24 protein-coding genes are annotated in these 25,096 nt (G+C 62.2%); 14 read left to right on the plus strand and 10 right to left on the minus strand.

The genetic code is table 11. From position 1 onward, the window contains the following. Positions 1–782: 782 nt before the first annotated feature. Both JWR51_RS22670 and JWR51_RS22675 read left to right on the plus strand, forming a co-directional pair. On the plus strand, positions 783–1,295 hold the full coding sequence (locus JWR51_RS22670) for an HPP family protein (protein ID WP_299753179.1): 513 nt from the start codon (positions 783–785) through the stop codon (positions 1,293–1,295). A 68-nt stretch (positions 1,296–1,363) separates the two neighbouring features. Next, the gene (locus JWR51_RS22675) at positions 1,364–2,332 is read left to right on the plus strand and encodes a zinc-binding dehydrogenase (protein ID WP_299753181.1); all 969 of its coding nucleotides are present in this window, start codon (positions 1,364–1,366) and stop codon (positions 2,330–2,332) included. A gap of 113 nt (positions 2,333–2,445) precedes the next feature. On the opposite strand, the gene JWR51_RS22680 is transcribed toward JWR51_RS22675, so the two are convergent. Continuing rightward, entirely contained in the window at positions 2,446–3,255 is an 810-nt protein-coding gene (locus tag JWR51_RS22680) for a siderophore-interacting protein (protein WP_299753183.1), read from the minus strand. Positions 3,256–3,474: 219 nt separating this feature from the next. Then, positions 3,475–4,791 (minus strand): NAD(P)H-dependent oxidoreductase, encoded by a 1,317-nt coding sequence (locus tag JWR51_RS22685; RefSeq protein WP_299753185.1) that lies wholly within the window; start codon positions 4,789–4,791, stop codon positions 3,475–3,477. A 201-nt stretch (positions 4,792–4,992) separates the two neighbouring features. Between JWR51_RS22685 and JWR51_RS22690 the strand changes: the two genes are divergently transcribed. The 4 genes from JWR51_RS22690 (at position 4,993) to JWR51_RS22705 (ending at position 8,585) form a co-directional block, all read left to right on the plus strand. Next, entirely contained in the window at positions 4,993–5,283 is a 291-nt protein-coding gene (locus JWR51_RS22690; RefSeq protein WP_299753187.1) for an STAS domain-containing protein, read from the plus strand. Then, positions 5,280–5,648, plus strand: coding sequence for a response regulator (locus JWR51_RS22695; protein ID WP_299733164.1), 369 nt, complete (start codon positions 5,280–5,282; stop codon positions 5,646–5,648). Before JWR51_RS22690 ends, JWR51_RS22695 begins: the two co-directional genes overlap by 4 nt. 36 nt (positions 5,649–5,684) lie before the next feature. Continuing rightward, the gene (locus JWR51_RS22700; RefSeq protein ID WP_299753189.1) at positions 5,685–8,036 is read left to right on the plus strand and encodes a chemotaxis protein CheA; all 2,352 of its coding nucleotides are present in this window, start codon (positions 5,685–5,687) and stop codon (positions 8,034–8,036) included. Between the two features lie 75 nt (positions 8,037–8,111). After that, complete coding sequence (locus tag JWR51_RS22705) at positions 8,112–8,585, plus strand: chemotaxis protein CheW (RefSeq protein WP_299733158.1); 474 nt, start codon at positions 8,112–8,114, stop codon at positions 8,583–8,585. Between the two features lie 196 nt (positions 8,586–8,781). On the opposite strand, the gene JWR51_RS22710 is transcribed toward JWR51_RS22705, so the two are convergent. Together JWR51_RS22710 and JWR51_RS22715 are read right to left on the minus strand one after the other, a co-directional pair. Continuing rightward, positions 8,782–9,288, minus strand: a complete 507-nt coding sequence (locus JWR51_RS22710; protein WP_299753191.1) for an SRPBCC family protein — start codon at positions 9,286–9,288, stop codon at positions 8,782–8,784. Then, positions 9,272–9,676, minus strand: coding sequence for a metalloregulator ArsR/SmtB family transcription factor (locus JWR51_RS22715; RefSeq protein WP_299753193.1), 405 nt, complete (start codon positions 9,674–9,676; stop codon positions 9,272–9,274). The genes JWR51_RS22710 and JWR51_RS22715 overlap by 17 nt, the downstream gene beginning before the upstream one ends. Positions 9,677–10,042: 366 nt before the next feature. On the opposite strand from JWR51_RS22715, the gene JWR51_RS22720 reads away from it, so the two are divergent. After that, the gene (locus tag JWR51_RS22720) at positions 10,043–10,828 is read left to right on the plus strand and encodes a DUF2259 domain-containing protein (protein ID WP_299753195.1); all 786 of its coding nucleotides are present in this window, start codon (positions 10,043–10,045) and stop codon (positions 10,826–10,828) included. 265 nt (positions 10,829–11,093) lie between these two features. Here the strand turns inward: JWR51_RS22720 and JWR51_RS22725 are convergent, their stop codons facing one another. The 6 genes from JWR51_RS22725 to JWR51_RS22750 form a co-directional block, all read right to left on the minus strand. Continuing rightward, positions 11,094–11,606: a hypothetical protein gene (locus JWR51_RS22725; protein ID WP_299753197.1), complete on the minus strand. Its 513-nt coding sequence runs from the start codon at positions 11,604–11,606 to the stop codon at positions 11,094–11,096. Between the two features lie 496 nt (positions 11,607–12,102). Next, positions 12,103–12,612 carry a hypothetical protein gene (locus JWR51_RS22730; protein ID WP_299753199.1) on the minus strand — a complete coding sequence of 170 codons (510 nt, stop codon included), beginning with the start codon at positions 12,610–12,612 and terminating at the stop codon, positions 12,103–12,105. A 286-nt stretch (positions 12,613–12,898) separates the two neighbouring features. Continuing rightward, positions 12,899–13,252, minus strand: a complete 354-nt coding sequence (locus JWR51_RS22735; protein WP_299753201.1) for a hypothetical protein — start codon at positions 13,250–13,252, stop codon at positions 12,899–12,901. A 155-nt stretch (positions 13,253–13,407) separates the two neighbouring features. After that, entirely contained in the window at positions 13,408–14,325 is a 918-nt protein-coding gene (locus JWR51_RS22740) for a flagellar motor protein MotB (protein ID WP_299753203.1), read from the minus strand. 30 nt (positions 14,326–14,355) lie between these two features. Continuing rightward, complete coding sequence (gene motA / locus JWR51_RS22745) at positions 14,356–15,219, minus strand: flagellar motor stator protein MotA (RefSeq protein ID WP_299753205.1); 864 nt, start codon at positions 15,217–15,219, stop codon at positions 14,356–14,358. A gap of 397 nt (positions 15,220–15,616) precedes the next feature. Next, a complete protein-coding gene (locus JWR51_RS22750; protein WP_299753207.1) occupies positions 15,617–15,970 on the minus strand; it encodes a hypothetical protein in 354 nt (117 codons plus the stop codon). Positions 15,971–16,227: 257 nt separating this feature from the next. Between JWR51_RS22750 and JWR51_RS22755 the strand changes: the two genes are divergently transcribed. The 7 genes from JWR51_RS22755 to JWR51_RS22785 all read left to right on the plus strand — a co-directional run. Beyond that, positions 16,228–16,818, plus strand: coding sequence for a hypothetical protein (locus JWR51_RS22755; RefSeq protein WP_299753209.1), 591 nt, complete (start codon positions 16,228–16,230; stop codon positions 16,816–16,818). Between the two features lie 364 nt (positions 16,819–17,182). Further along, complete coding sequence (locus JWR51_RS22760) at positions 17,183–18,706, plus strand: methyl-accepting chemotaxis protein (RefSeq protein WP_299753211.1); 1,524 nt, start codon at positions 17,183–17,185, stop codon at positions 18,704–18,706. A 39-nt stretch (positions 18,707–18,745) separates the two neighbouring features. After that, on the plus strand, positions 18,746–19,591 hold the full coding sequence (locus JWR51_RS22765) for a protein-glutamate O-methyltransferase CheR (protein WP_299753213.1): 846 nt from the start codon (positions 18,746–18,748) through the stop codon (positions 19,589–19,591). Continuing rightward, positions 19,588–20,634, plus strand: a complete 1,047-nt coding sequence (locus tag JWR51_RS22770; protein WP_299753215.1) for a chemotaxis response regulator protein-glutamate methylesterase — start codon at positions 19,588–19,590, stop codon at positions 20,632–20,634. The genes JWR51_RS22765 and JWR51_RS22770 overlap by 4 nt, the downstream gene beginning before the upstream one ends. Positions 20,635–20,742: 108 nt before the next feature. Next, a complete protein-coding gene (locus JWR51_RS22775; RefSeq protein WP_299733125.1) occupies positions 20,743–21,132 on the plus strand; it encodes a response regulator in 390 nt (129 codons plus the stop codon). Positions 21,133–21,378: 246 nt separating this feature from the next. Continuing rightward, positions 21,379–23,901, plus strand: a complete 2,523-nt coding sequence (locus JWR51_RS22780) for a methyl-accepting chemotaxis protein (protein ID WP_299753217.1) — start codon at positions 21,379–21,381, stop codon at positions 23,899–23,901. 171 nt (positions 23,902–24,072) lie between these two features. Further along, positions 24,073–25,096 (plus strand): cache domain-containing protein (locus JWR51_RS22785; RefSeq protein ID WP_299753219.1); only part of this gene is annotated, 1,024 nt, incomplete at its 3' end.

The raw sequence follows: 25,096 nt of genomic DNA on the forward strand, positions 1-25,096 counted from the left end.
TCGCGCTGGCCCAGGGATCGCGCGACCGCATTCCCCTCCCACCAAACTCCCCACGGCCGTTCGTCGCGAACCCGCAGCCATTGTGGAGATATCGGGGGGAGTATGCGGGAGGTTTTGGGGGTGGGGATAAATTGGGTAAATCTTGCCACGCCCTCGTGGTTCGAGGCTCGTAAGAACTCGCACCTCACCATGAGGGCTACCGGAGCACTGAGCTAATAGTAGTCCTCATGGTGAGGCGGGAGCGCAGCGACCCTCGAACCACGAGGGCGTGGTGGGATAGGTGGCCTCGCGGCAGCTTTGCGGCTGCGGCTGTATCTCGGGATGGGTACCGGCCTACGCCGGTATGACGCTGTGGGTGGGGTGGCTTTGTGCCGAGGCGAGGCGCAGGCGGCAGAGAGATGGATCACCGGGACAAGCCGGTGATGACGGTGGGTGAGGGTGAACTTGATGGCTCTGATGGGGTGAGCGGGGAGGGGATTGGGAGCCAACGTCTCCCCACACCGGCCCTTCCCGCGGGCTTGACCCGCGGGTCACGGTGGCCAGCCACTGGCGGCGGTGCGTTGGCGAGAGGCCCACGGGTCAAGCCCGCGGGAAGGGCCGGTGGGTGGGATCAGATCGAGGCCAGGCCTCATGGGGGAGGCTGGGGGGATTGCCACGATTGGATGGGCGTTCGGTTTAGCCAACAGAACGATTTGCCAAGGGTTCGCCTGCCCACGCAATGGTGGGTCTGTATCTCGGGAACCGATCTTGCTAAGAGCACGCGTCTGTTTCGTGTTGGTCCGATGTTCCGCCAGTTTCGCCGCTATCTCACTCGTCATGATCCGATGCACAATTGGCGCAGCCATCTCAAATCGAGTGGCGGGGCGGTGCTGGGGCTAGGGGCGATCGGCGGCTTGGCGGCGTGGACTGGGCTGCCCTTGCTGATGGCTCCGCTGGGACCGACGGCGCTGGCGTTATCGGCGCATCCGGATAGCTCGTCCGCGCAGCCCATCAATATCTTTGGCGGCTATTTCATTGCCGCGGTGGTGGCGAGTGGGGCCCAGGTGCTGCTGCCGCATGCCGCATGGGCTGCGGCGATCGCGGTTGGCGTGGTGATGCTGCTTATGTTGTTGCTGCGGGTCAATCATCCACCCGCGGCGGCGGTGCCGCTGGCGGTGTTTGCCAGCCCGATCGCGCCGCAGACATTGTTCGAAGTGTTGCTGGCCGGCTGCGTCTGCCTCGTGGCGGTCGCCATGGTGATGCATCGCGTACCGCCGCGGGCGGTCTATCCAAGGCTGCGCGAACCTGCCGAATAGTCGCAGGGCATTTGAATCGGCGCCGCGCAGGCGTATCTGTGGACCTTAGAGTCCACAGGATATTGACGATGCGCAGTGTTGTTTTCGAGAGTTTTGGCGTGCCCGAACGGGTGCTGGGTTTGACCGAGCGGCCAAGGCCGGTGCCGGGCGCCGGGCAAGCACTGGTGCGGCTGGTGCTATCGCCGATCCACAACCACGACCTGATGACCGTCGCGGGGGAATACGGCGTCAAGCCGGCGCTGCCGGCGGTGCCGGGGACGGAAGCCGTGGGCGTGGTCGAGGCGCTTGGCGAGGGCGTGAGCAATCTGAGCGTTGGCCAGCGCGTTGCCGGGGGCGGGAGCCAGACTTGGGCCGAATTCTATCTGGTCGATGCGGCACGGATGGTGCCGGTGCCCGATAGCGTCAGCGACGAGACGGCGTGCCAACTGATCTCGATGCCGCTGAGCGCCAAGATGATTTTGGCCGATCTCAAGATCGCGGCGGGGGACTGGATCATCCAGAATGCCGGCAATGGCATGGTCAGCAAGCTGGTGTCGCGCTTCGGGGCCGAGCAGGGGATCAATGTCATCAGCCTGGTGCGGCGCGACGAGACGGTGGCGGAGCTGGAGGCACTGGGGATTGCCAATGTAGTGTCGACGCAGGGCGATGGCTGGCAGGAGCGGGTTAGGACACTGACCGGCGGGGCGCCGATCATCAGGGCACTGGATTCGCTGGGTGGCGACGGGCCGGCGCAATTGCTGGACGTGGCGGCGGACGGGGCCGAGCTGGTCAATTTCGGGGCGATGACGCTGCGGCCGCTCAAGATCTCCGCGGCGCAATTGCTGTTTCGCGGCATCAGGGTGCGCGGGTTCTGGGGCATGAAGCCGAACCTGGCGCCGGAAGTGATCGGGCGCATGTTCGGCGAAGTGGTGGCGCTGGCGGCGCGGGGTGAGTTGGTGTTGCCGATCGAGGCGGTGTTCGGGCTGGATCAGATTGTGGAAGCGGTGAAGGCCAGTGGCGAGCCGGGGCGTAAGGGCAAGATCGCGCTGCGGCCGTAGTCTGCATGCGAATACGGCGACCGAGGAACCCCCACCTCAATCCTCCCCCTGAAGGGGGAGGAGGCGGATCGGGGCTCGCGGGCACTATGCCTTCATTGGTATTTCGGTCCCCGCTAGTGCGGTTCGTGGGCGTCGGCGACACCGAGTAGCCAATAGCCGGCGGCGCGGACCCATTCGGGGTTGAGGCCGCGCTGTTCGACCAAATGCTGGCGCAGGGCTTTGCTCGTGCCGCTTTCGCAGGCCACGAAGGCATGCGCATCGCCTTGTGGGAAATCGAGGGCGGAGACTGCTGTGAGCAGCAGGTCGGTGGTGCCGGCGGGGCGGCCGTTGCGGTGGACGTAGGTCACTGACAGATCGGTCGCGGTCTTGAAGCTTTGCTCCTCGGCGGGGCTGTCGACTTCGATGACGGCGAGCACCTTGGCGCCGGCGGGCAGTTCCTCGATGCGGCGGCCGATGGCGGGCAGGGCGGTTTCGTCGCCGGCCAGCAGATACCAGTCGAAGGCAGCGGGCACGATCATCGAGCCGCGCGGGCCGCCGATCAACAATTGTTGGCCGATGGTGGCCTGAGCGGCCCAGGACGACGCGGGGCCATCGCCATGCAGCACGAAGTCGATGTCGAGCGTATTGGCGGCGGCGTCGAAAGAACGCGGGGTATAGTCGCGCATTTCCGGGCGCGGATGGCCTTCGGGGAATTCGGCGCCATTGGGGCCGAGCACGGGAACCACGGGGGCCGCGCCCGGCTGGCCGAAAAAGCATTTGATGTGATCGGCATGGCCAAGGCTGACGAAGCCCGCCAGATCGCCGGACAGCGAAATGCGGCGCATCAGCGGGGTGATATCTGTGACGCCAACCACGTCGAGCAGGCGCATCCGGGTTTCATGGCGGACGCGCTGAGGCGTGCGGGCATCGGCAAGGCTGGACATGGCATAATCCTGAATGTGTTAGTCAGGATTTAAGATGGTGTGTGGCGAAATGCAAGGGTGGTGTGCCCGCCCCTTGTGGTTCGAGGCTCGCGAAGGGCTCGCACCTCACCATGAGGGCTGCTGATAGAACGGCAATCTCCCGGCAGCCCTCACCAGTAGCCCTCATGGTGAGGTGGGAGCGGAGCGAGCCTCGAACCACGAGGGCGTGACGCGATCGGCCTAAACCAAGCCGAACATCTGGTCCTGACGCTGGCGCAGGGCGAACAGCCTTGTGCTGGTATCGGGCTGGCTGTTGGCGGTGGTGAGCAGGGCGCCTTTGCTGACCGGGGCGGTGACCTTGCCGCCTTCGAGCAGGCCGACCGGAATGGCGTGGTTTTTTCGCGCGTCGCCGATGGTCATTGTGTAGGAGCGGTAGCAGGTCTCGCCGATGGCATCGAAGGTCTCGCCCACCTTGAGATCGCGCTTGGCGACGGCGCAGACTTCGGCGACGGGCTGGGGCAGGGGCACCATATCGGGTCTGCCGTAGAGCATGATGCGGGCGCAGGTCAGCGGGACTTCAAGGCTCGTCAGATGATAGGGGCGGAAGAAGCTGTAATAGGGGCCGTGGCCGATATGCAGGTCATCCATGCGCTCGATAATGCGGGGATGCTCGGCCTTGACGATGACGAAGACGCCGGGGGCGACGCCTTTGCCCACCGTATAGTCGACGACGCCCATCTTGTGCAGGATGCCGCCGTCTTCGCGGGGGATCAGCACCTTGGCCATGTCGTCGCGGTCGGCCTTGGGGCCGTGCATGCCCGGCACGTCGGGGACGAGGCCGGTGGCATTGGCGATGGCGCACATTTCGACCATGGTTTTGCTGCCATCGACGAACTCGACCAGCATGCGCGGGTTCATGTTGCGGCGCGCGGCTTCCTCGCGATAGTCGTCGGGGACGGCGTCGTGCCAGAGCGGATTGTTCTTGCCCTTGCCGGCGGCGACGATGGGCAGGCCCAGCGCCGAGACGAATTCGATCAGCTCCATGCAGGAGGATGGTTCGTCCCCGGCGCCGACCGAATAGATGACGCCGAGGCGGTCGGCTTCCTTCTTCAAATAGGGGCCGATGGTGACGTCGGCTTCCACATTCATCATCACCAGATGCTTGCCGTGTTCCATGGCCGTGAGGCAGTAATCGGCGGCGACGCCGGGCTTACCGGTGGCGTCGATGACCACATCGATATTGGGTGTGGTGACGAGGGTTTCGGCGGAAACGATGGCGATCTTGCCGGCCTCGATGGCGGCGGTGGCCTGGGCGGGGGTGTTGGCCTCGCGGCCGTGGCTGTCGTCCCCATAGGCGATGCTCATGGCGGCGAGCGCCGTATGGGGGCGGCGGGTGGCGATGGCGGCCATTTCGATGCCCCTCATCAGCGACATCTGGGTGACGAGATCAGTGCCCATTTCGCCTGAACCAATGACGCCGACCCGGATCGGCCTGCCGGTTTCGGCGCGGGCGGCAAGGTCACGGGCGATGCCGGTGAGGGCGATCTGGCTGGTCATGATGGCGGTCTCATAGGGGCGTGTCTTCCCCTAGCACCGGCACGAGCGCATGGGAACACCGCGGCGGACCTTCGGGCAAGCCGTTCTTTTGTCACGGAGAGGCTGGCAAGCCCTTCTTCTGCAAAATGCTTAGCACTTCTTAAACCGTTCCAATGGAGACTGTGGCTCGGGGAATTTCTCCGTGGGGGCAGCATTCCAATCATGGTCAAGGCCGGGAAAAAAACTGTCGCATTGCCGGCAATCGTCGATCTCGATTCGCTTGATGGCATTCGCGATGGCCTGATCGACGCGATCGAGGAAGGACCGGTCACCGTTTCGGCGGCCGGGGTCGAACGTATTTCGACCAATGCCCTGTTCATGCTGATCAGCGCGGCGGAAACCGCCCGCAAAAACAATTTTGAATTCGCGATTGATAAACCGAGCGCGGCCCTGACCGGCGCGATCGAGCGGCTGGGTTTGGGATCCAGCTTCATGGGGATGATGAGAGGATGACTGCCTTGCGCGTACTGACCGTGGACGATTCGAGAACCATTCTGGCGATGCTGCATCATACGCTGAGCAATGCCGGGTTCGAGGTGCTGCAGGCCGAGGACGGACAGCAGGGGCTGGACGTGCTCAAGACCCAGACCGTGGATGTGGTGATCACCGACATCAACATGCCGATCATGGACGGCATCGAATTTATCAAGAACGTGCGCGCTACCGGTAACCACCAGAGCCTGCCGATCCTGATTCTGACGACCGAAACCAGCCAGGACAAGCGCGACCAGGGCAAGGCCGCGGGCGGCACGGGCTGGATCGTCAAACCGTTTGATCCGGAAAAGCTGATCTCGGTCATCCATCGCGTAGTGCACTAAACCAGTATAAAACCCAGAAGGGTTGGACGAGCGCAGATGAGCGACCTCGACGATTTCAAAGCTACCTATTTCGATGAATGCTCGGAACTGCTGACCGAGCTCGAGGAACAGTTCATCGCCATCGAGGCGGGTGAGCGCGACGCCGATCGGCTGAACGCGGTGTTCCGCGCCATCCATTCGGTCAAGGGCGGCGCCGGGGCCTTCGGCTTTTCGGCACTGGTGGGGTTCGCCCACGCCTACGAGACCCTGCTGGATTATGTGCGCGACGGCCGGATCGAGCTGACCGACGAGGTCGTGACGCTCTGCATTCGCGCCAATGACATCGTCACCGATCACGTGGCCGCCGCCCGTTCGGGCGAGGCGCTACCGGCCGATTACGGCATGGACGAGAAGAACCGCTTCGACGCCCTGGCGCGCGGTGACGCTGCCAGCGAGGATGACGCTGCGGGCGAGCCGGACGAGGAATTCGACCTCGAATTCGTGCCCGTCATGGTTAATATCGGCGGCAATGACGACGATTTCCCCGAAATCCCCGACACTTTCGACGCCCTGCCGATGGAAGGCGAAAGCGGCCATTGGGAAGTGCATTTCACCCCGCACCGCGCACTCTATGCCCGCGCCAACGATCCGCTGCTGCTGTTCCGCGAACTGGCGGTGCTGGGCGAGATGACCACCAAGGCGGTGCTGGAAGAGATTCCGCCGCTGAGCGATTTCGAGCCGTTCGCGGTCTATTGCTCCTGGGAAATCACGCTGGTGTCGGAATCGCTGACCGAGGCGATGATCCGCGAAGTGTTCGAGTTTGTCGAAGGCGATTGCGATATCGCGATTGCCCAGCTTGGCGTCGGCACTCCGCCAACCGCCGAGGTCAAGGCAGCGCTGGTGCATCACGAGGCGCCGCCGGCACCCGCAGTTGCGCCGATCAACCTGCTCGAGCTGGCTGACGACGAAGTGGCGCATCTGCTCGACTTCGACATCGAGCCGCCCGCCGCTCCCGTCAAGGTTAAAGCTGAGAAAGCCGAAATTGCTCCGGTCGCAGTAGCGGTTGTCGAGGCCAAGGTCGAAGACGCGCCGGGCCTGAGTTTTGCCGATATCGCCGACAGCATCAAGCCGGCGCCGGTGGCCAAGGTGCCGCTGGCTCCCAAGGTGGTGATCGCGCCAGCCGCTGCTCCCGACACGGCGCCCGGCGAAGAAGGCGAGCGCCGCAGCCTCGGCGTGCAGTCGATCCGCGTCGATCTCGACAAGGTCGACCGCGTGGTCAACATGGTGGGCGAGCTGGTCATCACGCAGTCGATGCTGACCCAGCAGATGGATGAGACGCTGCGCACGCGCTACACCGAACTGGTGCGGGGCCTCGAAGTTCTGGCGCAGACGACACGCGGCCTGCAGGACTCCGTGATGGCGATCCGTGCGCAACCGGTCAAATCGGTATTCTCCCGCATGCCGCGCCTGGTGCGCGAATTGGGGCTGAAGACCGGCAAGAAGATCAAGCTGGAAACCGTCGGCGAAAACACCGAAATCGACAAGACGGTGATCGAGCAGCTCAGCGATCCGCTGACCCACATGATCCGCAATTCGGCCGACCATGGCATCGAGAGCCCGGAAAAGCGCCTGGCCAAGGGCAAGCCGGAAACCGGCACCATTCGGCTTTCGGCCGAACAGGCGGGCGGCAATATCTTGATCATCGTCGAGGACGATGGCGCCGGCATCAATCGCGATCGCGTGCTGCAGGTGGCGCGCGACAAGGGCATCGTTGCCCCCGATATCACGCCGACCGACGAGCAGATCGATCAGCTGATTTTCGCCCCGGGGTTCTCCACCGCCGAGGCGGTAAGCGATCTCTCCGGTCGCGGCGTCGGCATGGACGTGGTGCTCTCCAATATCAAGAAGATCGGCGGCTCCGTGCATGTCCGCTCGCAGACCGGACGCGGCACCCGCATGACGCTGCGCCTGCCGCTGACGCTGGCGGTGCTGGACGTGATGCTGGTCAAGGTCGGCGACAGCCCCTACGTGGTGCCGCTCTCGTCGATCGTGGAAACCATTCAATGTTCGCGCGCCAATTTCGAGCGGGTGCCGAGCGGTGGCCAGGTGCTGCAGGTGCGTGGCGAATATGTGCAGGTGATCGACCTGGCACAGCGCTTCGCGATGACCACGACGACGGAACCCGAAAGCCGCTTCGTGGTGCTGTGCGAGGCCGAAGGATCGGCCAAGGTGGCGCTGATCGTCGATGACATCATCGGCCAGCAGCAGGTGGTGATCAAATCGCTGGAAGAAAATTTCGAACGGGTCGAAGGCATTGCGGGCGGCACGATCCTGGGCGACGGCAATGTCGCGCTGATCGTGGACGTGCAGAGCCTCAAGACCTCGATCATCCACAAGAACGCCGCGTAAATTTTACCAGTAAATGCGTAACGTGCCGCCTAGAACGGGCGGCGGAAAGGCCAGAAGACAATGGAAGCCCTCGGCTTGAGAGACGATCTCAACGACAAGTCGGCTGCTGCCGCCCAGAATTCGCTGCAACTGATCGCATTTTCGATCGGCGAGCAGACCTATGGGGTGGAAATCACCACGGTGCGCGAAATTCGCGCGTGGAACGGGGCGACGCCTCTGCCCAATACCCGTGAATTCGTGCGCGGGGTGATCAACCTGCGTGGCACCATCGTGCCGATCTTCGATCTGCGCGCCCGCTTCGGCGATGGCCAGACCACGCCGACCAAGAACCACGTCGTGGTGGTGATGAGTGTCGGCGACAAGTGGGTCGGCATCCTGGTCGATGCGGTGTCCGACATTCTGACGGTGTCGCGCGACGACATCCACAATGTCCCCGAGGGCAATTCGATCGATACCGAATTGCTCAACGGCATCGTCACCCATGATAGCCGCATGGTCGGATTGATCGATCTGCATGCCGTGGTCAGCGGCGCACGGATGGATAATTAATCGGACCATCGCCATCAGCTGATGCTGCAAATGCCGGTTCTCTACGCTTCCGGTCCTACGTACCAAAGTACGCTCCGGTCCGGTTCTCGAGAACCACCATTTTCGCCTCGGCCTAAGCTAATCTGAGTTTTGCGAAGGGCGCCCGAGGGCGCCCTTTTTTGTTTTGGGCTGTCCGGTAACGGCTGCGGCCAGCCGGTCAGGCGCCCAGGGTGGCCAGCAACGCGTCCAGCTGCCCGAACTGCTCGTCGAATCCACCCGGGGCGCCGGAGGTCATCGCCTCGTCGAGAGCGTCCTTTGAGGGGTAGAGATCGTGCACGACCAGCCGGGTCTTGCCGTCCTGTTCCTCGAAGGTCACGGTGGTGATGGCGCCGTCCTCACCCTCGTCATTGGTCCAGACCAGGCGCGCATTCGGTACTACTTCGAGGTATTTGCCGAAGAAAGCCCAGGTGTTTTCGGCATCCTTGCCGAACTCGAGACGGTATGTGCCGCCGGTTCGAACGTCCATCTCACAGGACAGCAGGGGCACTCCGATCGACTTTGGGGCCCACCACCGCATGAACAGCTCGGGCCTGGTCCAGGCCTCGAACACGACGCGTGCAGGGCCGTTAAAGGTTCGCGTCACGACCAGCTCACGCTCGGACGTCCGTTCCATATCCGTGCGGCCGGTCACCAGGGTCGTCCCGCCCTCATTCCTCGTGTCCATCGATTTTCTCCTTTCGGGTGAGTTCTTGTCGGGTAAGTTCCTGCCGGCTAAGTTCTTGCCGGTTAAGTTCTTCGACAATCTTGTCCAGCTCGTCGAAGCGTGCGTCCCAAAGCTGGCGATATCTCTCGATCCATTCTGCTTCCGCCTCCAGCCGGCTCAGGCCGAGCCTGCAGGTGCGCACGCGCCCGACTTTCTCAGTCGTGACCAGCCCCGCCAGCTCCAGGACGCTGACATGCTTCTTCATGCCCGTGAGGGTCATGTGGAACTTCTCGGCAAGGTCCGAGATCGACGCGTCCGCGCGCCCGAGCTGTTCCAAAACGCCACGTCTGGTGGCATCTGAAAGTGCGGCGAACGACGTATCGAAGCGAGATTGATAATACTGAACCATGTAGTTCAGTATAGCGCATGGATTGCGCTATGCAAGGGGCAGGCCGCTATCTTGCTGCGTCCATTCCCACATGCGGCCGTTGACGCCGAAAGCCACCACGGCCACAAGGGGGTGGGTAGCGGACCGATGGCTTTCGGGAGTGTGAAGCGATAAGCAGGCCTCTTGCCGTGCCGTTGGCGGGCGTCATCCAGTCTCAGGTCAAATTCCTCTCGATACGTTACTTGCAGTCCCGATCAGAATGGCTTGGATATCGGCTTCAGCAATATCGGAGGGCGTAGGGAATGCTGGCGGTCAGGTCTCGTTCAGCTTCCAAAGTGCATTGTAACGCTCGCCTCCACCCGCCCGCGGTGTTGCAAGGATGACGATATGATGCACTACATGACGCATACGCCGCGGAACCTCTGCCGTCTTGGGCTCCATGCGTGGCTGATCGCGCTATCCGTATTTCTCGGGGCCATGCCGGCCCTTGCGGGCGATCGGGCCCAAGCCGATTACATTGGCTTCTCCGAGGACGGCCGATACTTCGCCTACGAGCAATACGGTATCCTTGACGGCTCCGGCGGCTTCTATTCCGACGTCTTTGTCATCGATCTGACCAAGGATAAGTGGCTGGACGGCGTTCCGTTTTCTGTTCAGGCCGACGAAGACGGGCCCCAGAGTCTGGCGGACATCAGAGCAACCGCGTTGCGATCGGCTCAACCCATGCTGGCTCAATACGGTATCAGCAATCCTGTGGTCATCGCCGCACTGAATGGCGACGGCGTGCTAGGCCCGAATGATCTGCCTGTCGACGGAAAGGTCATCCATTTTGGCCAGCCGTTCTACGCCGGCATCCAGTACAACTATACTCTGACACTGGATCAGCTCGACGCCGAAAATTCCGCGACATGCACCGAATCGGCCGACGGCCCCTATCAGGGTTTCGTGCTGACGCTTGCCGATAACACTTCGAGCACTACGCGCGAAATCCATCGTGATGCTGATGAACAGCCGCTTCCGGCTTCTCGCGGTTGCGCGCTGTCCTATTCTCTCTACAGCATCATCTATCCGCTCGAGAGCGAGGGCGATCCGATTGCGATGGTCTCGATCTATACCCAGGGTTTCGAAGGTCTCGACCGCCGCTTTATCGCGGTACCGGTGGGCAGTCTCTGAAAGGCCGCCGCGACGGTTCGAACAATTGCTCCGGCAGAAGCTCAGCCATGGACGTGGCCTTATAGAAGATGGCAGGGAACACACCGACACTCAGCGGCAAACACCCTAGGCAGCGATGCGTACGCGCTTGTTTCAAGGCAGTATTTGAACACGGCGTCGCGTGATTGCACCAGGGAGCCGATGTTCGCGAACCAGTAACGTTCACGTTCAACGAATGACCTTGTTCCTCGTTGCGGAGAGAGGAGCGAAGGTGACGCTCCCCTCTTCATTTAGCGCAGCCGATGAGCTTGAACGCGTCCCAGGCGTAGCGATCAGTGACACTATAATAGCCGGGCCACTGGATCAGCGCATCGCCGAAATCGGGGAGAAGCAGACCTTCGGGGGCGGGGTCGGTCGCCGCAGGTATCCAGTCGGCATTACCACCTGCGAGGGCGTAGACACTGCCGTCCCAGAGACGACAAAGGCCACTGCCATCTCGGCGTTCCATGTCGATATCATCCTGGTTGCAGGCGTGGCGAACGGCCATGTAGGGAATGGTGCGGCGTCCATTCGTCCAAGCGACATCCCCCGTCAGCAGTTCGGATGCTCCGGGGAAGGTGAGGGTGAAGATATTGTTGTCCATCGGCGAAGCGTGGGCGGGCAGTGGTAGAAACTGCAGCACTGCGCCCGAACGCGGCGCGACATAGGTCGCGCGTTCCATGGCGCATTCGGTGGCACCGGCGGGGAGGACGAAGGCGAGGTGAGCGACAGCTACAAAGGCGATCTTGGTGCGGGGCATGGGTCTATTCTGAAATCGGTCGCCACAACGCTAGCGCGCAGCGGATGAATGCAGCGTGACTAGCTCTCTCGTTGACGAAGGCGATCTAGTGCCCCCCATGTGATCGAGGGGTCAAGCTTAAGTGGGAACTAAGGACGATCGAGAGCGTAGTCGTGTGCAGAACGCGACGGGGCCGGGTGGACGGCGGCGTTGGGAGTGACGTCTCAGCTGTAAATGGCCGAGATGGGTCGGCGGCGGGCCGGCGTCTTTGGGGTGGAAATCCGACCGGCGGCTTTGTGAGCCAACGGCCACAAAGCTGAAGAAAAGCACGAACACCAGCAACCTTAAAATCAGCCGGCCAGCTTAAGGGCAGCTTGTCCAGCGCTCCTGTCCGGCCGCCAGCGCCCTGCCGATGGACTTCTGCAGATCGTCGGCAGAGGCGTTCGCGCCCTCCGACCACCAATCTCACCGTCCACTAAAGACAAAGACGACAGTCGGGGGGAATCCCGGCGCTGTTTTATTTGCAGGCGTCGATAAGCTTATCGATGGCGGCAGTGCTGCCCTTGAGCGATACCATTCGGGATGGCAGATCCGTTCCCTTGAGTGTCACACGGACCTCATTGCCAGTTTTCAACAATGAGACGATAGGACCGCCCAATTCCACATAGGCGGCAAAGGCCCCGTCCATTTCCTCAAAGAGGACGTCTGCGGTAAGGCTTTTCCCACCTGAGGTCAGTACCAAGGTGCTTGATGCAGGCGGGTTGGCATCCATCCCTAAGCCATTCCCGTTGTATCGGATGTTGCCGCAGTACAGGCGAAACGCCGCACCGGATTCCGTATCGCTTTCGCACGACGACGCGACCATGACCGGGCCCCCCTCGTCTTCTTCCATCTGTGCCGACCAGCCACAGGTATCTGCGGCGGGTGCGACGACGGAAAATCCAGTCGCTGCATTGGTGGACGGGTCGGCGAGCACCGGGCTGACCGCGAGAAGGGCGCAAAGGCTGAGGGTGAGTGCGAGGCGCATAGCTGGGGCTCCATTGAATGGTGCCTATATCGAGGATGCCACATGTCTGGAGGATGAACGGGCGACGCCTAGTCGTCCCCGTCTCCCGGATGTCCGCTTTTTGGCAATTCGTGCGTTCGCCTCGGCTGACAGCAATGGGGTCGAAAGCGGCCCCGGTCCACAACGGCGTGGACGGCAGCTTTGGTCGGTTAATCGCCAAAGCTGCCAGTTCGCAATCGGCCACATTCCAGTGTCGGGGGAGAGCCACTTGAAACAGGTCGGCTGTGCCTACCGCTGACTTGGACCCTCAGGCCTTGCAGCGCTTGTAGACTTCTGGAGCGAGGCCCATGCCGTAGCCCTCGGTGTTATGCAGGAGCGTGCCGCTGGCGGTGTCGAACTCGAAGTTGTCGACGACGCCTTCTTCGCTCCAGTGGATGGCGCCGTTGCCGGCGGGGCTATCGTCGGTCATGAACTCGACGGCGTCGCCCTTTTGGGCCCCGAAAGCCAAAGTGGTGGCGTCGATGTGGATGGATTTGTCGGCCTTGTCGCACTGTCCGTCGAGGGCCCAGTGGCCAAGGATGTCGGCCGGCACCTCGTCGGCCCAGGCCGGGGAAGCAGCACACAGTGCGGCGAATACTGTAATCATTGCAGTGATGCGCATGAAATCCTCCTTCGCCGAGGCATTCAGGCACAGGCCTGTAGGGCATTCAAGCCGGGAGCCGGGGAAGATAGCTAACGCTTCGTTAGCTTTTGCTCGCAAGGAGCAGGGCTCCCTCTCGATACCGGGAGAGAGCCACTTGAGACATTCGGCTTTGTCTACGGTTCCATCTCAGGCGGCACCGGCGGCGCTTCATACAGCACCGTGATTTCAATGCGTTCGTTGGCGGCCATGTAGGGGTCGTTGTTGAAGAACGGGTCGGTGGTCGAGCGGCCGATCACCGAGTGGATGTGGTCCTGGTTCAGCCCGAACTCGCCCAGGATGGAGCGCACAGTATTGGCGCGGTCGCTGGAGAGCTCCCACGAGCCGTAGCGCGGATTGGTGTAGGTGGTGCCGGCGGCGGTGTGGCCCGAGATATTGATCTGGTTGGGGAGCTGCTGCAGGACCGGCGCGATGGCGGCGATGGCCTGGCGGGTGGTCTCGTAGGGATATTTGGAGCCTTCGGGGAACATCGGGTCGCCGTCCTGGTCGACGATCTGGATGTTCAGCCCGTCCTTGGTTTCCTCGATCAGCAGATTGTCGGCGATGTCGGTGATGTTGGGCAGGGCCTGCCAGGCCTGGCGGATGCTGGCGGCGGCGGCGTGGAAATTCTTGTCATAGGTGGATTTGAGATCGGGCTGCGAAGAGCCTTCGGCGCTGTTCACGCCCGCCGTAAAGCCATCCTTGGACTCGATCTGGGATTCCTGCGAGCCTGTCGTGGTGCTGGGCGGAGAGGTCGCCGGATCGCCGACGGCGATGGCCGAGCCGGAGCGTTGCGAGCCGGTATCGTCGAGCGAATTTCCGCCCATGATGCCGCCGGCGCCGCTGGTGGAGGCGCTGACGCTGGTGGGGGCGAAATAATCGGCCAGGCCTTTTTTCTGCTCGTCCGAGGTCATGCTGATCAGCCAGAGCAGCAGGAAGAAGGCCATCATGGCGGTCACGAAGTCCGCATAGGCGATCTTCCAGGCGCCGCCGTGATGGACGTGCCGGTTCTTCTTGATCTTCTTGATGATGATCGGCTGATTGTAATCGGCCATGACGCTTATGCTTTCCTGGAGCCCTGTGGCTTAATTGGCTGCCGTCAGATCGGCGGTGGCCTGATCGATTTCGGCGAAGGTCGGACGAACTTCCGACATCAGGCCCTTGCGGGCGAATTCGATGGCCATGACGGGCACCTGGCCGGAAATATGGGCCAAGAGGCCCACCTTCAGCGACATCAGGTACTTGGCTTCGGACTCATAGATATTCTTGAGCGACTGGGCCATCGGGCCGAAAAACCCATAGGCGATGAACACGCCGAAGAAGGTACCCACGAGGGCGCCGCCAATCATGTGGCCAAGCACGGCGGGCGGTTCGCTGATCGAGCCCATGGTGTTGATCACGCCCAGAACGGCGGCCACGATGCCCAGCGCCGGGGTGCCGTCGGCCAAAGCCTGGATGGCGGCGACGACGCGCTCGTTTTCCTGGTGGTGGGTTTCGAGTTCCTCATCCATCAGGGCGTCCATTTCGTGGACGTTGTTGGAGCCCAGCGTCACCATGCGCAGGTAGTCGCAGGTGAATTCGACGGCGTGGTGATTGGCGGCGAACTTGGGAAATTTCGCGAAGATGGTCGAGGTATCGGGGCTTTCGATATGCGGCTCGAGCGCCAGGATGCCCTTGGCCTGCACCAGCTTGAACAGGCTGAACTGCAGCCCGAGCAGTTCGATGTAGGCTTCCTTGTTATATTTCGGACCCTTGAACAGGGTGCTGAAAATGCCGAGGCACTGCTTGAGCACCGGCCCAGTATTGCCGATGACGAAAGCCCCCGCGGCCGCGCCCAGGATGACCAGAAATTCATAGGGCTGGAACAGTACCAGGACCTTGCCACCCATCATGGTATAGCCGCCCAAGACGCTCGCAAAAATGACAATAATACCAATAATAAGACGCATTCTATTAGAAACTCACTTTTCGAATTCATCCGCGAGTGGATCTGAATTCACCTGAGGAAGTAGTGTCCACACTCGTGTTTCAGTAAATCTGGTCGTTTTGCGCCAGAAGTTGCGATGCGAGGCGGTCACTTGTCCAAACACCGCAACCAAAATCCCGTTACGACGCTGCTGGCTTGAACCTGGTCAGCCCAAGGGCGCGGCGTAAGTCGTTCCCAACACAGCCATTATCGGGCCATTAACCTTAATATCTGGTGTATCGGGTCCAGCTACACGCGCATGTGAGACCTGCAGATCACCATGGCTGAGGGGCGGGGACGTCAAAGCCTGATTGCGAGCACGGAAACGCAAAAAGCGCCGGGCGGCGCTGGGTCGACTGAATGCGGTGGGGAGAAGAGAGCTAGAACAGTTCGGCTTCGCCATGGCTGGAATGGGCGGCGATGCCGGAGAGGGCGGGGACCCGCAATTCGTCCAGTGTCAGGCTGGACCAGATTTCGTCATAGACCGAATCAGGGGAGGTGGGAGGCAGCAGCGCGAACTGGCGAACCGCCAATGCCATATTGTGGCAGCGCTGCTCGATCCGATCCTGACCCTGCAGGGCCGTGACGATGATGCTGATGGCGTCACGCACCGCCTGCTCGCGATTGAGGTTGGTGTCGGCCAGGATATCCAGCGCCTCACTGATGCCTTCGACCATGCCCGCGGTCTGGCGCGCGGTCTCGTCTAATTCCCGCGCAAGTTTATGTAGTGACATCAGTCAATTCCTAGCCCCCGATGCAGGACCCTACCGCGCCATTTCTAAAGCTCTTCTTGCTGCGGCAATGTTGAGCGTAAAGCTTCGTCGTTGTGGTTAGCGATTGAATAACGAGTTTGCTCGTAGGATCATGAAATTAGCGCCTGGGAGGTTCGCCAGAATGCTCCCGGTGCTGATTCTTGGTGGAACCAACGGTTTATTCGTCAAGTGCGTGCACTTTTCGGGCCGGGCTTAGGCGTTGGAGTCGATAGTTTTAAATGGCAACGGCCAATTCTCTGCCACCCGAATTCGACCGTGGGGTCGTCACCACGGTCCATCAAGGTGATTGTCACATCTCGAATGCCGCCGATCTGACTTTTTCGACCGTGCTGGGATCCTGCATCTCGGCCTGCGTGCGCGACCGTGCCGCCAATGTGGGCGGGATGAACCACTTCCTGCTAGCCGAGCAGTCCGGCTCGTCCAAGGACCGCTACGGCGCCTCGGCGCGCTACGGCGCTTTCGCCATGGAACAGCTCATCAACAAGGTGCTGAGCCAGGGCACGGGCAAGAAGTCCAACCTCGAAATAAAAGTGTTCGGCGGCGGCAAGATCAATGCCGCGCTCGACGATGTCGGGGCCAAGAATATCGAGTTCGTGCGCGAATTCCTGGCTGCCGAAGGCTATCCGGTGGCCAGCGAAGACCTCGGGGGCAGCTATGCCCGCCGCGTGCTATTCAAGCCGCATTCGGGACGCGCCTTCGTCAAGCGGCTGGACAGCGATGCCGGCGCCACGGTGGCCCGCGAAGAAGTCGCGATCGCCAGCCGCCGCGCCGTGGTGGTGCCTGTGCACGACGACATCGAACTCTTCTGAGGACCCGATCGCTATTCGGCTGAGGCTGGTCTGCAAATGCTGGTTCTCTCTGCGCTTCCGGTCCTCACGTACAAAGGTACGCTGCGGTCCGGTTCTCGCGAACCAGCATTTTCGACTCAGCCTGAGCCGAATTTCGATCGGGCCCGGTGCGTGCTGGTTTAGAAAGTCGTCAGCACCTCAGCTTTCCCGTTCTGGCACAGCCATGGGGCTGGGCAGCCTCGGCGGATGCTTTTTTTGGTAACACCTCGTCAATCAAAGTTAGCTGAGTGTTAGCCCGAGGGTGCGCTCTATAGATTTGGTTAACCATTGATGCGCTACGAATTTGGGGTGTTCGTATCCTTCTGATTTGCGGAATCTGCCTGCCATGCTGCACATGCGCCTAGCGCTGATCGCCACCAGTTTATGGCTCGTTGTCATGTTCCTGGCCGGCGGACTGATGCTGGCAATGGGCATCAGTGCGAGCTCCCTTATCCTGATCGGCGGCGTGGTGGCGATGGCGGTGGCGTGCACCCTGTCGCTGGGCCAGCAATTCGACCGCGATCACCAGGCCATCCTGCGCTCCGTCGCGCAGGCGGCGGGCCTGAGCGACGAGAAGGGCGAAATTTTCTCCATCACCTCGATCGTGGCGCAACTGGATGCGCAGGCCGAACGGACCCAACAGGTCATGACCAGCATTGCGGCAATGCAGCAGCCGGTGCTGCTGGTCGATGAAGCGGGCATGATCCTGGCGGCCAGCCGCGGCATGGTGGCGCTTGCGCCGCAGGCGGTTGACGGCGCGCAGCTCGATGTCCTGCCGGGCGTCGGCGAATTGGCGGGCCCGGTGCCCGAAACCGCCATGCTGACGCTGGGCGGCGCGCGCTACCAATTGCAGCGGCTCGCGATCGGGGCGACACGCTTCGTGCTCGAATTGCAGCCGGTCGGCTGCTTCATCGCCGATGACGACCTCGAGGGCTTTGCGGGCGCACTGGCGGCGGGGCAGACCTCATTCCGTTTTAGCGAGGAAACGCTCAAGCGTAATCCGGCGCTGGCGTCCCTCAACACCGCCATTGGGGCGGTCGATGCCGGCGCCAATGAACTGGATCGGTTGTTGGCGGGCGATGCCGAGGTCGCCAAGGTCGCCCATAGCCCGTTCCGGCGGCAGGTCATCGGCCTGGCCGACTTGCTGGTGGCGGTGGAAGGACAATTGGACGAAGAGGCCGAATTGCGCCAGGGGCTGGAGAAAAAGCTCAAGGCGGTGGCGCAACTGGTCGACCGGTTCCAGAACCAGGCGGCTCATCTGACCAGCGTCGCGGCCCAGACCCGTGCCGATGCAACTGCCACCAATGTGGTGCTGCAGCGCGGCGATGTCGAAGCGCGGCAGATGCGCGACAGCGGGCACCAGGCGCGCGATCTGGTCAATGCGGCGGATCTGGCGGCGCGGCGCACTTGCGCGGTGGTCACCGATATCGACGGCATGACCCGCGAGATCGACACCATGATGGCGGCGATCGAGGAAGTTTCGTTCCGCACCAATCTATTAGCGCTCAATGCTGCGGTCGAAGCGGCGCGGGCAGGTGAAAAGGGCGCGGGCTTCGCGGTGGTCGCCGAAGAAGTGCGCATGCTGGCGCAAATGACCAATAAAAGCGCCAAGGATATCCGTGCCGTGGTCAGTCGCGGCCGCGCCCAAACTGCGACCGGCGTGGACGAAGCCCAATCACTGCAAAAAATGATTGCAGAAGTGGAAGAACATTTACGCAATCTAAGTGATGAAGCGGACACTATCGTGGCGACACTGGACGAAAGTGGGGAGGCGCTGAAGCGCCTTACCGGGCGGATGGAAGTGGTCAGCGATACGTCGGCGGGGAGACCCCTGCGGGCGGTTCCTCGCGGGCTCAGTTCCGCTGCCTAGACCACTCCAATCGTCTGGGTCGCAGATGGGGTGGTTGGCATGGATGCGGGAGAGATTCCCTTAAGCGAACGCGAGTTTTCGCGGATCAAGACGCGCGTCTACGAAGTCGCGGGGATTTCGCTCAGCGATGCCAAGCGCACGCTCGTGGTCTCGCGACTGTCCAAGATCGTGCGCGCGCTGGGGTTGGCGGGGTTTGACGCCTATGTGGATTACCTGGAGCGTGGCGCCTCGCCGACGGACGGGCAGAACTTCGTCAATGCGCTGACCACGAACCTGACGCGGTTCTACCGCGAGGATCACCATTTCGAGCATTTGCGCCAGCATGTCGCTTCGCTGATCGCGCAGAAGCCGCGCGGCACACGGCTGCGCATCTGGTCGGCGGCCTGCTCGACCGGGCAGGAGCCCTATACGGTGGGCATGGACCTGCTGGCGGCGTTTCCCGAGCTCAAGCGCTGGGATTTCAAGATATTGGGCACCGATATCGACACCGCCGTGATCGCCAAGGCGGCGCGCGGGGTCTATCCGGAAAGCGAATTGTCGGGGCTGACGCCGGAGCGGATGCGGCTGATCGACAAGATCGGCGACGGCCAGATCCAGGTGCCCGATGCGGTGCGCGAACTGGTGTCGTTCAAGCCGCTGAACCTGATCCAGGCCTGGCCCATGAAGGGGCCATTCGACGCCATCTTCTGCCGCAACGTGGCGATCTATTTCGACAAGGCGACCCAGGGGCAGATGTTCGGCCGGTTCGCCAGCCTGCTGGCCCCCGAAGCCTTCCTTTATATCGGGCACTCCGAAAACCTCGGCTCGGGCGGCGAGGGCTTCAGGCTCGTCGGCAAGACCATTTATCAATCACGACTAAAAGCGAACAAGCGAGAAGCCGCATGAGTATCAAGGTCCTGGTCGTTGATGATTCGGCCCTTATCCGGGAAGTGTTGACGCGCATGCTGACGCGCGACGAGGATATCGTCGTGGTGGGCACCGCTAACGATCCCATCGAGGCGCGCGAGAAGATCAAAATTCTCAACCCCGATGTGGTGACGCTCGACATCGAAATGCCCAATATGAACGGGCTGCAATTCCTCGAAAAGCTGATGCGGCTGCGCCCGACGCCGGTGGTGATGGTGTCGACGCTGACCAAGAAGGGGGCCAGCGAAACGCTGCTGGCGCTCGAACTGGGCGCCGTCGATTTCGTCGCCAAGCCAAGCGCCGACCTGACGGGTGGGCTGGAAGCCTTCGGTTCGGGCCTGCGCGACAAGATCCGCGCCGCGGCGCGGTCGGACGTCAAGGGCCGCGCCAACCGGGCCGATGCACCCAAGGTTGCGGTGCGCACGGCGGCAGCGCCGGACGGTGCCCTGATCGCCATTGGCGCGTCGACCGGCGGGGTCGAGGCGGTTCGTGCGGTGCTGGTCAACATGCCCACCGATTGTCCGCCCATCGTGATTGCCCAGCATATGCCGCCCGGCTTCACCAGCCGCTTCGCGGCGCGGCTGGACGAATTGTGCGAGATCAAGGTTGTGGAAGCCGAAGACCGTATGCCGCTGCTGCCCGGTCACGCCTATGTGGCGCGCGGCGATTATCACCTGCGCGTCGAGCGCAGTTCGGGCCAGCTCAAGTGCCGCCTGGCGCAGGACGAACTGGCCAGCGGGCATCGCCCCAGCGTCGACGTGCTGTTCGAGTCGGTGGCCAAGGCCGTGGGACATATGGCGGTCGGGGCGATCCTGACCGGCATGGGCCGCGACGGCGCGCGCGGGCTCAAGCTGATGCGCGATGCCGGCGCCTATACGGTGGGGCAGAACCAGGCCAGCTCGCTGGTTTACGGCATGCCGCGCGTGGCCTTCGAAGAAGGCGCGGTGGTTGAGCAGGCGCCGCTTGAGGCGATTGCCGCACGATTGGCTAACGCTTTGGTGCGGCTTAAGAACGCCGCATAATCGCAACCCCGTTGCAATGCGACGTGCCGGTTGAGAGATTTGTAACGCTTGTTGCCTAGTGTGACGACGAAGGGACAGAAGTCCCACGCTTAGAAGGTGGAATGAACAATGCCGAAGGCAAGCGCTGTCAGTGTATTGATCGTCGACGACCAGCAGTCGATGCGCGGGATTTGTAAATACATCCTGACCCAGCTGGGTTTCAAAGACATCATCGAGGCCAAGAGCGGGCGCGACGCGCTCGGCAAGCTCGAAAAAGCCAATGTCGACCTGATCATTTCCGATTGGAACATGGAAGACATCGACGGGCTGACCCTGCTCAAGGTGATCCGCAAGCATCCGCGCACCCAGGCAATGCCGTTCATCATGGCGACCGGCCGTTCCGACAAGGAACAGGTCAAGGAAGCCATCTCCTTCGGCGTCAACAATTACATCATCAAGCCGTTCGACCTGTCGACGATGAAGAAGCGTATCGAAGCTGTGATCGGCGCCCTGTCTTAAGGCCCCGGCTCACCTTCCACTGTCGTGCAAAGGCCGTCCCTCGGGGCGGCCTTTTGCATTGCCGGCCTATCCGGATTTATCCGTAACAAGGCATTAATCAGCGTCCTGTATCGTTTCCATTCAAGTCGAGTCCGACTTTCGGAGGGGGAAGGCCGCAGCGCCCGGAGCACCGCAGATTTGCGGTGTTTTCTGCAATCGAAAATATTCGAACGCGCTGAGACCTGCCGTAAGAGCTGGAGCTATTGCATGGCCTTTTTGTCGCGCCTCAAGATTTCCCAGAAGCTGCCATTGGCTCTGGTGGGCATGGCGATGGCGGTGGGTGTCGGCATCGGCATTGCCGGTTACATGATCAGCCAGTCGACGGTGCAGGAGCAGCGCCAGCAGGCGATGCAGGCGTCGCTCGCCAGCGCCACCACCAGGGTCGCGGATTATTTCGCCATGGTGGAGGGCGACCTGCGCCTGTTCACGCAGCGCGCCGATACGGTGGCAGCGCTGGAGAACCTGACGCGCTCGTATAACGAGATGAAAAGCGGGCTGGGCGACAAGGCGTCGGCGCAGTTCCAGAAGGCCTATGTCACCGACAATCCAAACCAGTCCGAACGCTGGCTGGCCGATACGTCGGGCGGGCTGGCCGCCAGCTACGACACCCAGCACAAGCGCTTCCATCCCGGCTTCCGCTCGTTGATGCTGGAGCGCGGCTATAGCGACGTGTTCCTGTTCGATCTTGCCGGCGACCTGGTCTATTCGACCGCCAAGAACCCCGATTTCGCGCTCAATTTCGTCAGCGATAGTGCGCTGGCGGCAACCGGACTGGCCAAGGCCGTTACCGCAGCGCAGGCCCTGCCGCTGGGCACCGCGACCTTTGTGGACTTTGCCCAATATGCGCCCATTGGCGGCCAGGCGGCCAGTTTCATGGCGATGCCGATTTACAAGGCCGATGCGGTGGTCGGCGTCATGGCGCTGGAAATCCTGGCGCCCGCGCTGACGGCGCGGGTGTCGGCCATCAAGGGGCTGGGCGAGACCGGCGAGGTCATCATCGTCGGCGCTGACGGGCTGATGCGCACGCAGTCGAAATTCTCGATGGCGAGCGACGTGCTGGTGTCCTCGGTCAAGGGCGATCCGACCTTCGAGGCGGCGCTAGCCGGTAGCGAGGCGAGTGGCATTGCCAATTTCCGCGGCGCCGAGACCTCGGTCATGGCGGTGCCCACCAGCGTGCATGGGGTGAACCTGGTAGTCGCGGCGATCCAGAACACGTCCGAGGTGATGGCGCCGGTGGTGCAGATGGGTAATGCCATGCTGGCGATCGGCGTGGCGCTGCTGCTGGCGGCCACGGTGTTGTCGTTCCTGTTCGCGCGCTCGGTCAGCCGGCCGATCAGCCGCCTGACCGGCACCATGGAAGCCCTGGCGCAAGGCGATCTGACGGTCGAAGTGCGTGGCGCCGATGGCCGCGACGAGCTTGGTGCGATGGCGCGGGCCGTGGAAGTGTTCCGCGAAAACGGCCTCAAAGTGGCGCAGATGACCGAGGCGGAAGCCGCCCAGATCATCCGCAGCCAAGCCGATCGCGCGGTGATGATGCAGACCCTGCAGCGCGCCTTCGGCGCGGTGGTGGATGCCGCCATCGCGGGCGATTTCAGCAAGCGCGTGGATGCCGAATTCCCCGACGACGAACTCAATACGCTGGCGCGCTCGGTCAACAACCTGGTCGAGACGGTGGATCGTGGCCTGGGCGAAACCGGGGAAGTGCTGGCCTCGCTGGCCAATACCGACCTGACCCAGCGCATGGAGGGCGATTATCAGGGCGCCTTCGCCCAACTCAAGCACGATACCAATGCGGTGGCCGACAAACTGACCGATATTGTCGGGCAATTGCGCGAAACCTCCGGCGCGCTCAAGACCGCGACCGGCGAAATCCTGTCAGGAGCCAATGACCTCAGCGAACGCACCACCAAGCAGGCGGCAACGATCGAAGAGACCTCGGCGGCGATGGAGCAGCTCGCCTCTACGGTGATGCAGAATGCCGAGCGGGCACGCGGCGCCAGCGACGTGGCCTCCACTGTCACCAGGACGGCCGAAGAGGGCGGGCAGGTGATGCACCAGGCCACCGAGGCGATGGAGCGCATCACTCAGAGCTCAGGCAAAATCTCCAACATTATCGGATTGATCGACGATATTGCCTTCCAGACCAACCTGTTGGCGCTGAACGCCTCGGTGGAAGCGGCTCGTGCCGGCGATGCCGGCAAGGGCTTTGCGGTGGTGGCCGTCGAGGTCCGTCGCCTGGCGCAATCGGCGGCCAGTGCATCTGCGGATGTAAAGGTCTTGATCGAGCAGTCGGCCAACGAGGTCAAGGGCGGCAGCAAGCTGGTGAGCGACGCGGCCACCAAGCTTGAATCCATGCTGAGTGCGGCGCGCTCGTCCAATGAGCTGATGAGCAGCATTGCCAAGGAAAGCCGCGAGCAGGCGTCCTCGATCGACGAGGTCAATACCGCCGTTCGCACCATGGACGAAATGACCCAGCACAATGCCGCGCTGGTCGAGGAAATCAACGCCGCCATCGAACAGACCGAGGCGCAGGCCAGCGAGCTGGATCGCATCGTCGATATCTTCGCGTTGTCGGAAACCGGTCGGGCCAAGCCGAAGCCCGTGCAGACTGCGCCGTTGAAAGCGGTGGCGCAGGGCGCTCGCGGCCTGCAAGACAAGCTCAAGAGCATGACGCGGTCGTATCTCAGCCACGGCAATGCGGCGGTGGATAAGGACTGGAGCGAGTTTTGAGGCAAACGCATAGTGGCCATGACGGGTACCACAATGCCGTTATGGACAACGTTTGCTTAATCGCTGTCGCGTAGCGTCCCATACCAAACAGTCGACTCGAGTGGCCGGGTCAGCTGGTTAGTTTTGGGGTATTTCATGCAGTGGATTTGGCGTTTTTTTGGCAATATGAAGATGACGACCGCGATCGCGGCACTGGTGCTGTGCACCATCGTCGGTTCGATCGGGACCGTTTCGGCAGTCATCTATTACAATCTGCATCAGGCCTCGCTGCAGGATAGCAAGGCGCAGCTGGAAGCCAATATCGGCGTCGCCGTCACCTTTCTCGAGCGGGCCATGATCGGCTCTACCGTCGCCTGGACCGAGACGGGGAACATAGAATCCTTCGTCATCTGGGGTCTGATGCCGTTCGATGACACCAAGGTCATCGATTCCATCACCCGCGCCACCAAGAGCGATGCGACGGTCTTCGAATTCGACAAGCCAAGCGGCACCTTTTTGGGCCGGACCACCAGTTTGGTGGCGTCGAGCGGCGAGCGCGTGGCCGACCTGGTCATCGGGAAAGACGATCCGGCCTATGCGGCTCTGATGGAAGGCAAGCAATTTTTCGGCCAGGTCACCATTGCGGGCACGCCATATTTCGGCGGCTACCAGCCGATGATCAGCGATAATGGCGAAACCGCCGGGGCGATCTTCGCGGGCATTCCGATGGCCGCGGTCAATGCCACCGCCAATGAAGTGCTGAACCTGATCCTGATCGTCGGCGGCGGTGTCGTCGTGGTGCTGGCCGCGCTGGGGCTGCTGCTGTCGCGCCTGATCACCAAGCCGATCCCCCGGCTGGCCAAGGCGATGGAGCAGATTTCGGTGGGCGATTTCGCGACCGTCGTGCCCTATATCGACAAGGGCAACGAGGTGGGCAGCATGGCCCGCGCCGTGGAAGTGTTCCGCGAGAACGGGTTGCGGGTCAGTCAGATGACCGAGGCGGAAGCCGCCCGCATCATCGCCGACCAGGCCAATCGCCAGGCGATGATGAGCGAATTGCAGAATGCCTTCGGCGTGGTGGTGGACGCGGCGATCGCCGGCGATTTCTCTCGCCAGGTGGAGGTCGAATTTCCCGATCCAGAGCTCAATGCGCTGGCCTCCAGCGTCAATAACCTGGTGGCGACCTTCAATCGGGGCGTCAGCGAAATCGGCGTGG

Source organism: Devosia sp. (assembly GCF_028290625.1).
Lineage (GTDB): Bacteria > Pseudomonadota > Alphaproteobacteria > Rhizobiales > Devosiaceae > Devosia.

Coding starts and splice junctions, on each gene's coding strand:
- JWR51_RS22765 (WP_299753213.1), top strand. CDS start 18,746: ATGGATGCGGGAGAGATTCCCTTAAGCGAACGCGAGTTTTCGCGGATC.
- JWR51_RS22720 (WP_299753195.1), top strand. CDS start 10,043: ATGATGCACTACATGACGCATACGCCGCGGAACCTCTGCCGTCTTGGG.
- JWR51_RS22695 (WP_299733164.1), top strand. CDS start 5,280: ATGACTGCCTTGCGCGTACTGACCGTGGACGATTCGAGAACCATTCTG.
- JWR51_RS22770 (WP_299753215.1), top strand. CDS start 19,588: ATGAGTATCAAGGTCCTGGTCGTTGATGATTCGGCCCTTATCCGGGAA.
- JWR51_RS22780 (WP_299753217.1), top strand. CDS start 21,379: ATGGCCTTTTTGTCGCGCCTCAAGATTTCCCAGAAGCTGCCATTGGCT.
- JWR51_RS22755 (WP_299753209.1), top strand. CDS start 16,228: ATGGCAACGGCCAATTCTCTGCCACCCGAATTCGACCGTGGGGTCGTC.
- JWR51_RS22685 (WP_299753185.1), bottom strand. CDS start 4,791: ATGACCAGCCAGATCGCCCTCACCGGCATCGCCCGTGACCTTGCCGCC.
- JWR51_RS22670 (WP_299753179.1), top strand. CDS start 783: ATGTTCCGCCAGTTTCGCCGCTATCTCACTCGTCATGATCCGATGCAC.
- JWR51_RS22730 (WP_299753199.1), bottom strand. CDS start 12,612: ATGCGCCTCGCACTCACCCTCAGCCTTTGCGCCCTTCTCGCGGTCAGC.
- JWR51_RS22700 (WP_299753189.1), top strand. CDS start 5,685: ATGAGCGACCTCGACGATTTCAAAGCTACCTATTTCGATGAATGCTCG.
- JWR51_RS22715 (WP_299753193.1), bottom strand. CDS start 9,676: ATGGTTCAGTATTATCAATCTCGCTTCGATACGTCGTTCGCCGCACTT.
- JWR51_RS22775 (WP_299733125.1), top strand. CDS start 20,743: ATGCCGAAGGCAAGCGCTGTCAGTGTATTGATCGTCGACGACCAGCAG.
- JWR51_RS22710 (WP_299753191.1), bottom strand. CDS start 9,288: ATGGACACGAGGAATGAGGGCGGGACGACCCTGGTGACCGGCCGCACG.
- JWR51_RS22680 (WP_299753183.1), bottom strand. CDS start 3,255: ATGTCCAGCCTTGCCGATGCCCGCACGCCTCAGCGCGTCCGCCATGAA.
- JWR51_RS22725 (WP_299753197.1), bottom strand. CDS start 11,606: ATGCCCCGCACCAAGATCGCCTTTGTAGCTGTCGCTCACCTCGCCTTC.
- motA (WP_299753205.1), bottom strand. CDS start 15,219: ATGCGTCTTATTATTGGTATTATTGTCATTTTTGCGAGCGTCTTGGGC.
- JWR51_RS22675 (WP_299753181.1), top strand. CDS start 1,364: ATGCGCAGTGTTGTTTTCGAGAGTTTTGGCGTGCCCGAACGGGTGCTG.
- JWR51_RS22690 (WP_299753187.1), top strand. CDS start 4,993: ATGGTCAAGGCCGGGAAAAAAACTGTCGCATTGCCGGCAATCGTCGAT.
- JWR51_RS22735 (WP_299753201.1), bottom strand. CDS start 13,252: ATGCGCATCACTGCAATGATTACAGTATTCGCCGCACTGTGTGCTGCT.
- JWR51_RS22740 (WP_299753203.1), bottom strand. CDS start 14,325: ATGGCCGATTACAATCAGCCGATCATCATCAAGAAGATCAAGAAGAAC.
- JWR51_RS22750 (WP_299753207.1), bottom strand. CDS start 15,970: ATGTCACTACATAAACTTGCGCGGGAATTAGACGAGACCGCGCGCCAG.
- JWR51_RS22760 (WP_299753211.1), top strand. CDS start 17,183: ATGCTGCACATGCGCCTAGCGCTGATCGCCACCAGTTTATGGCTCGTT.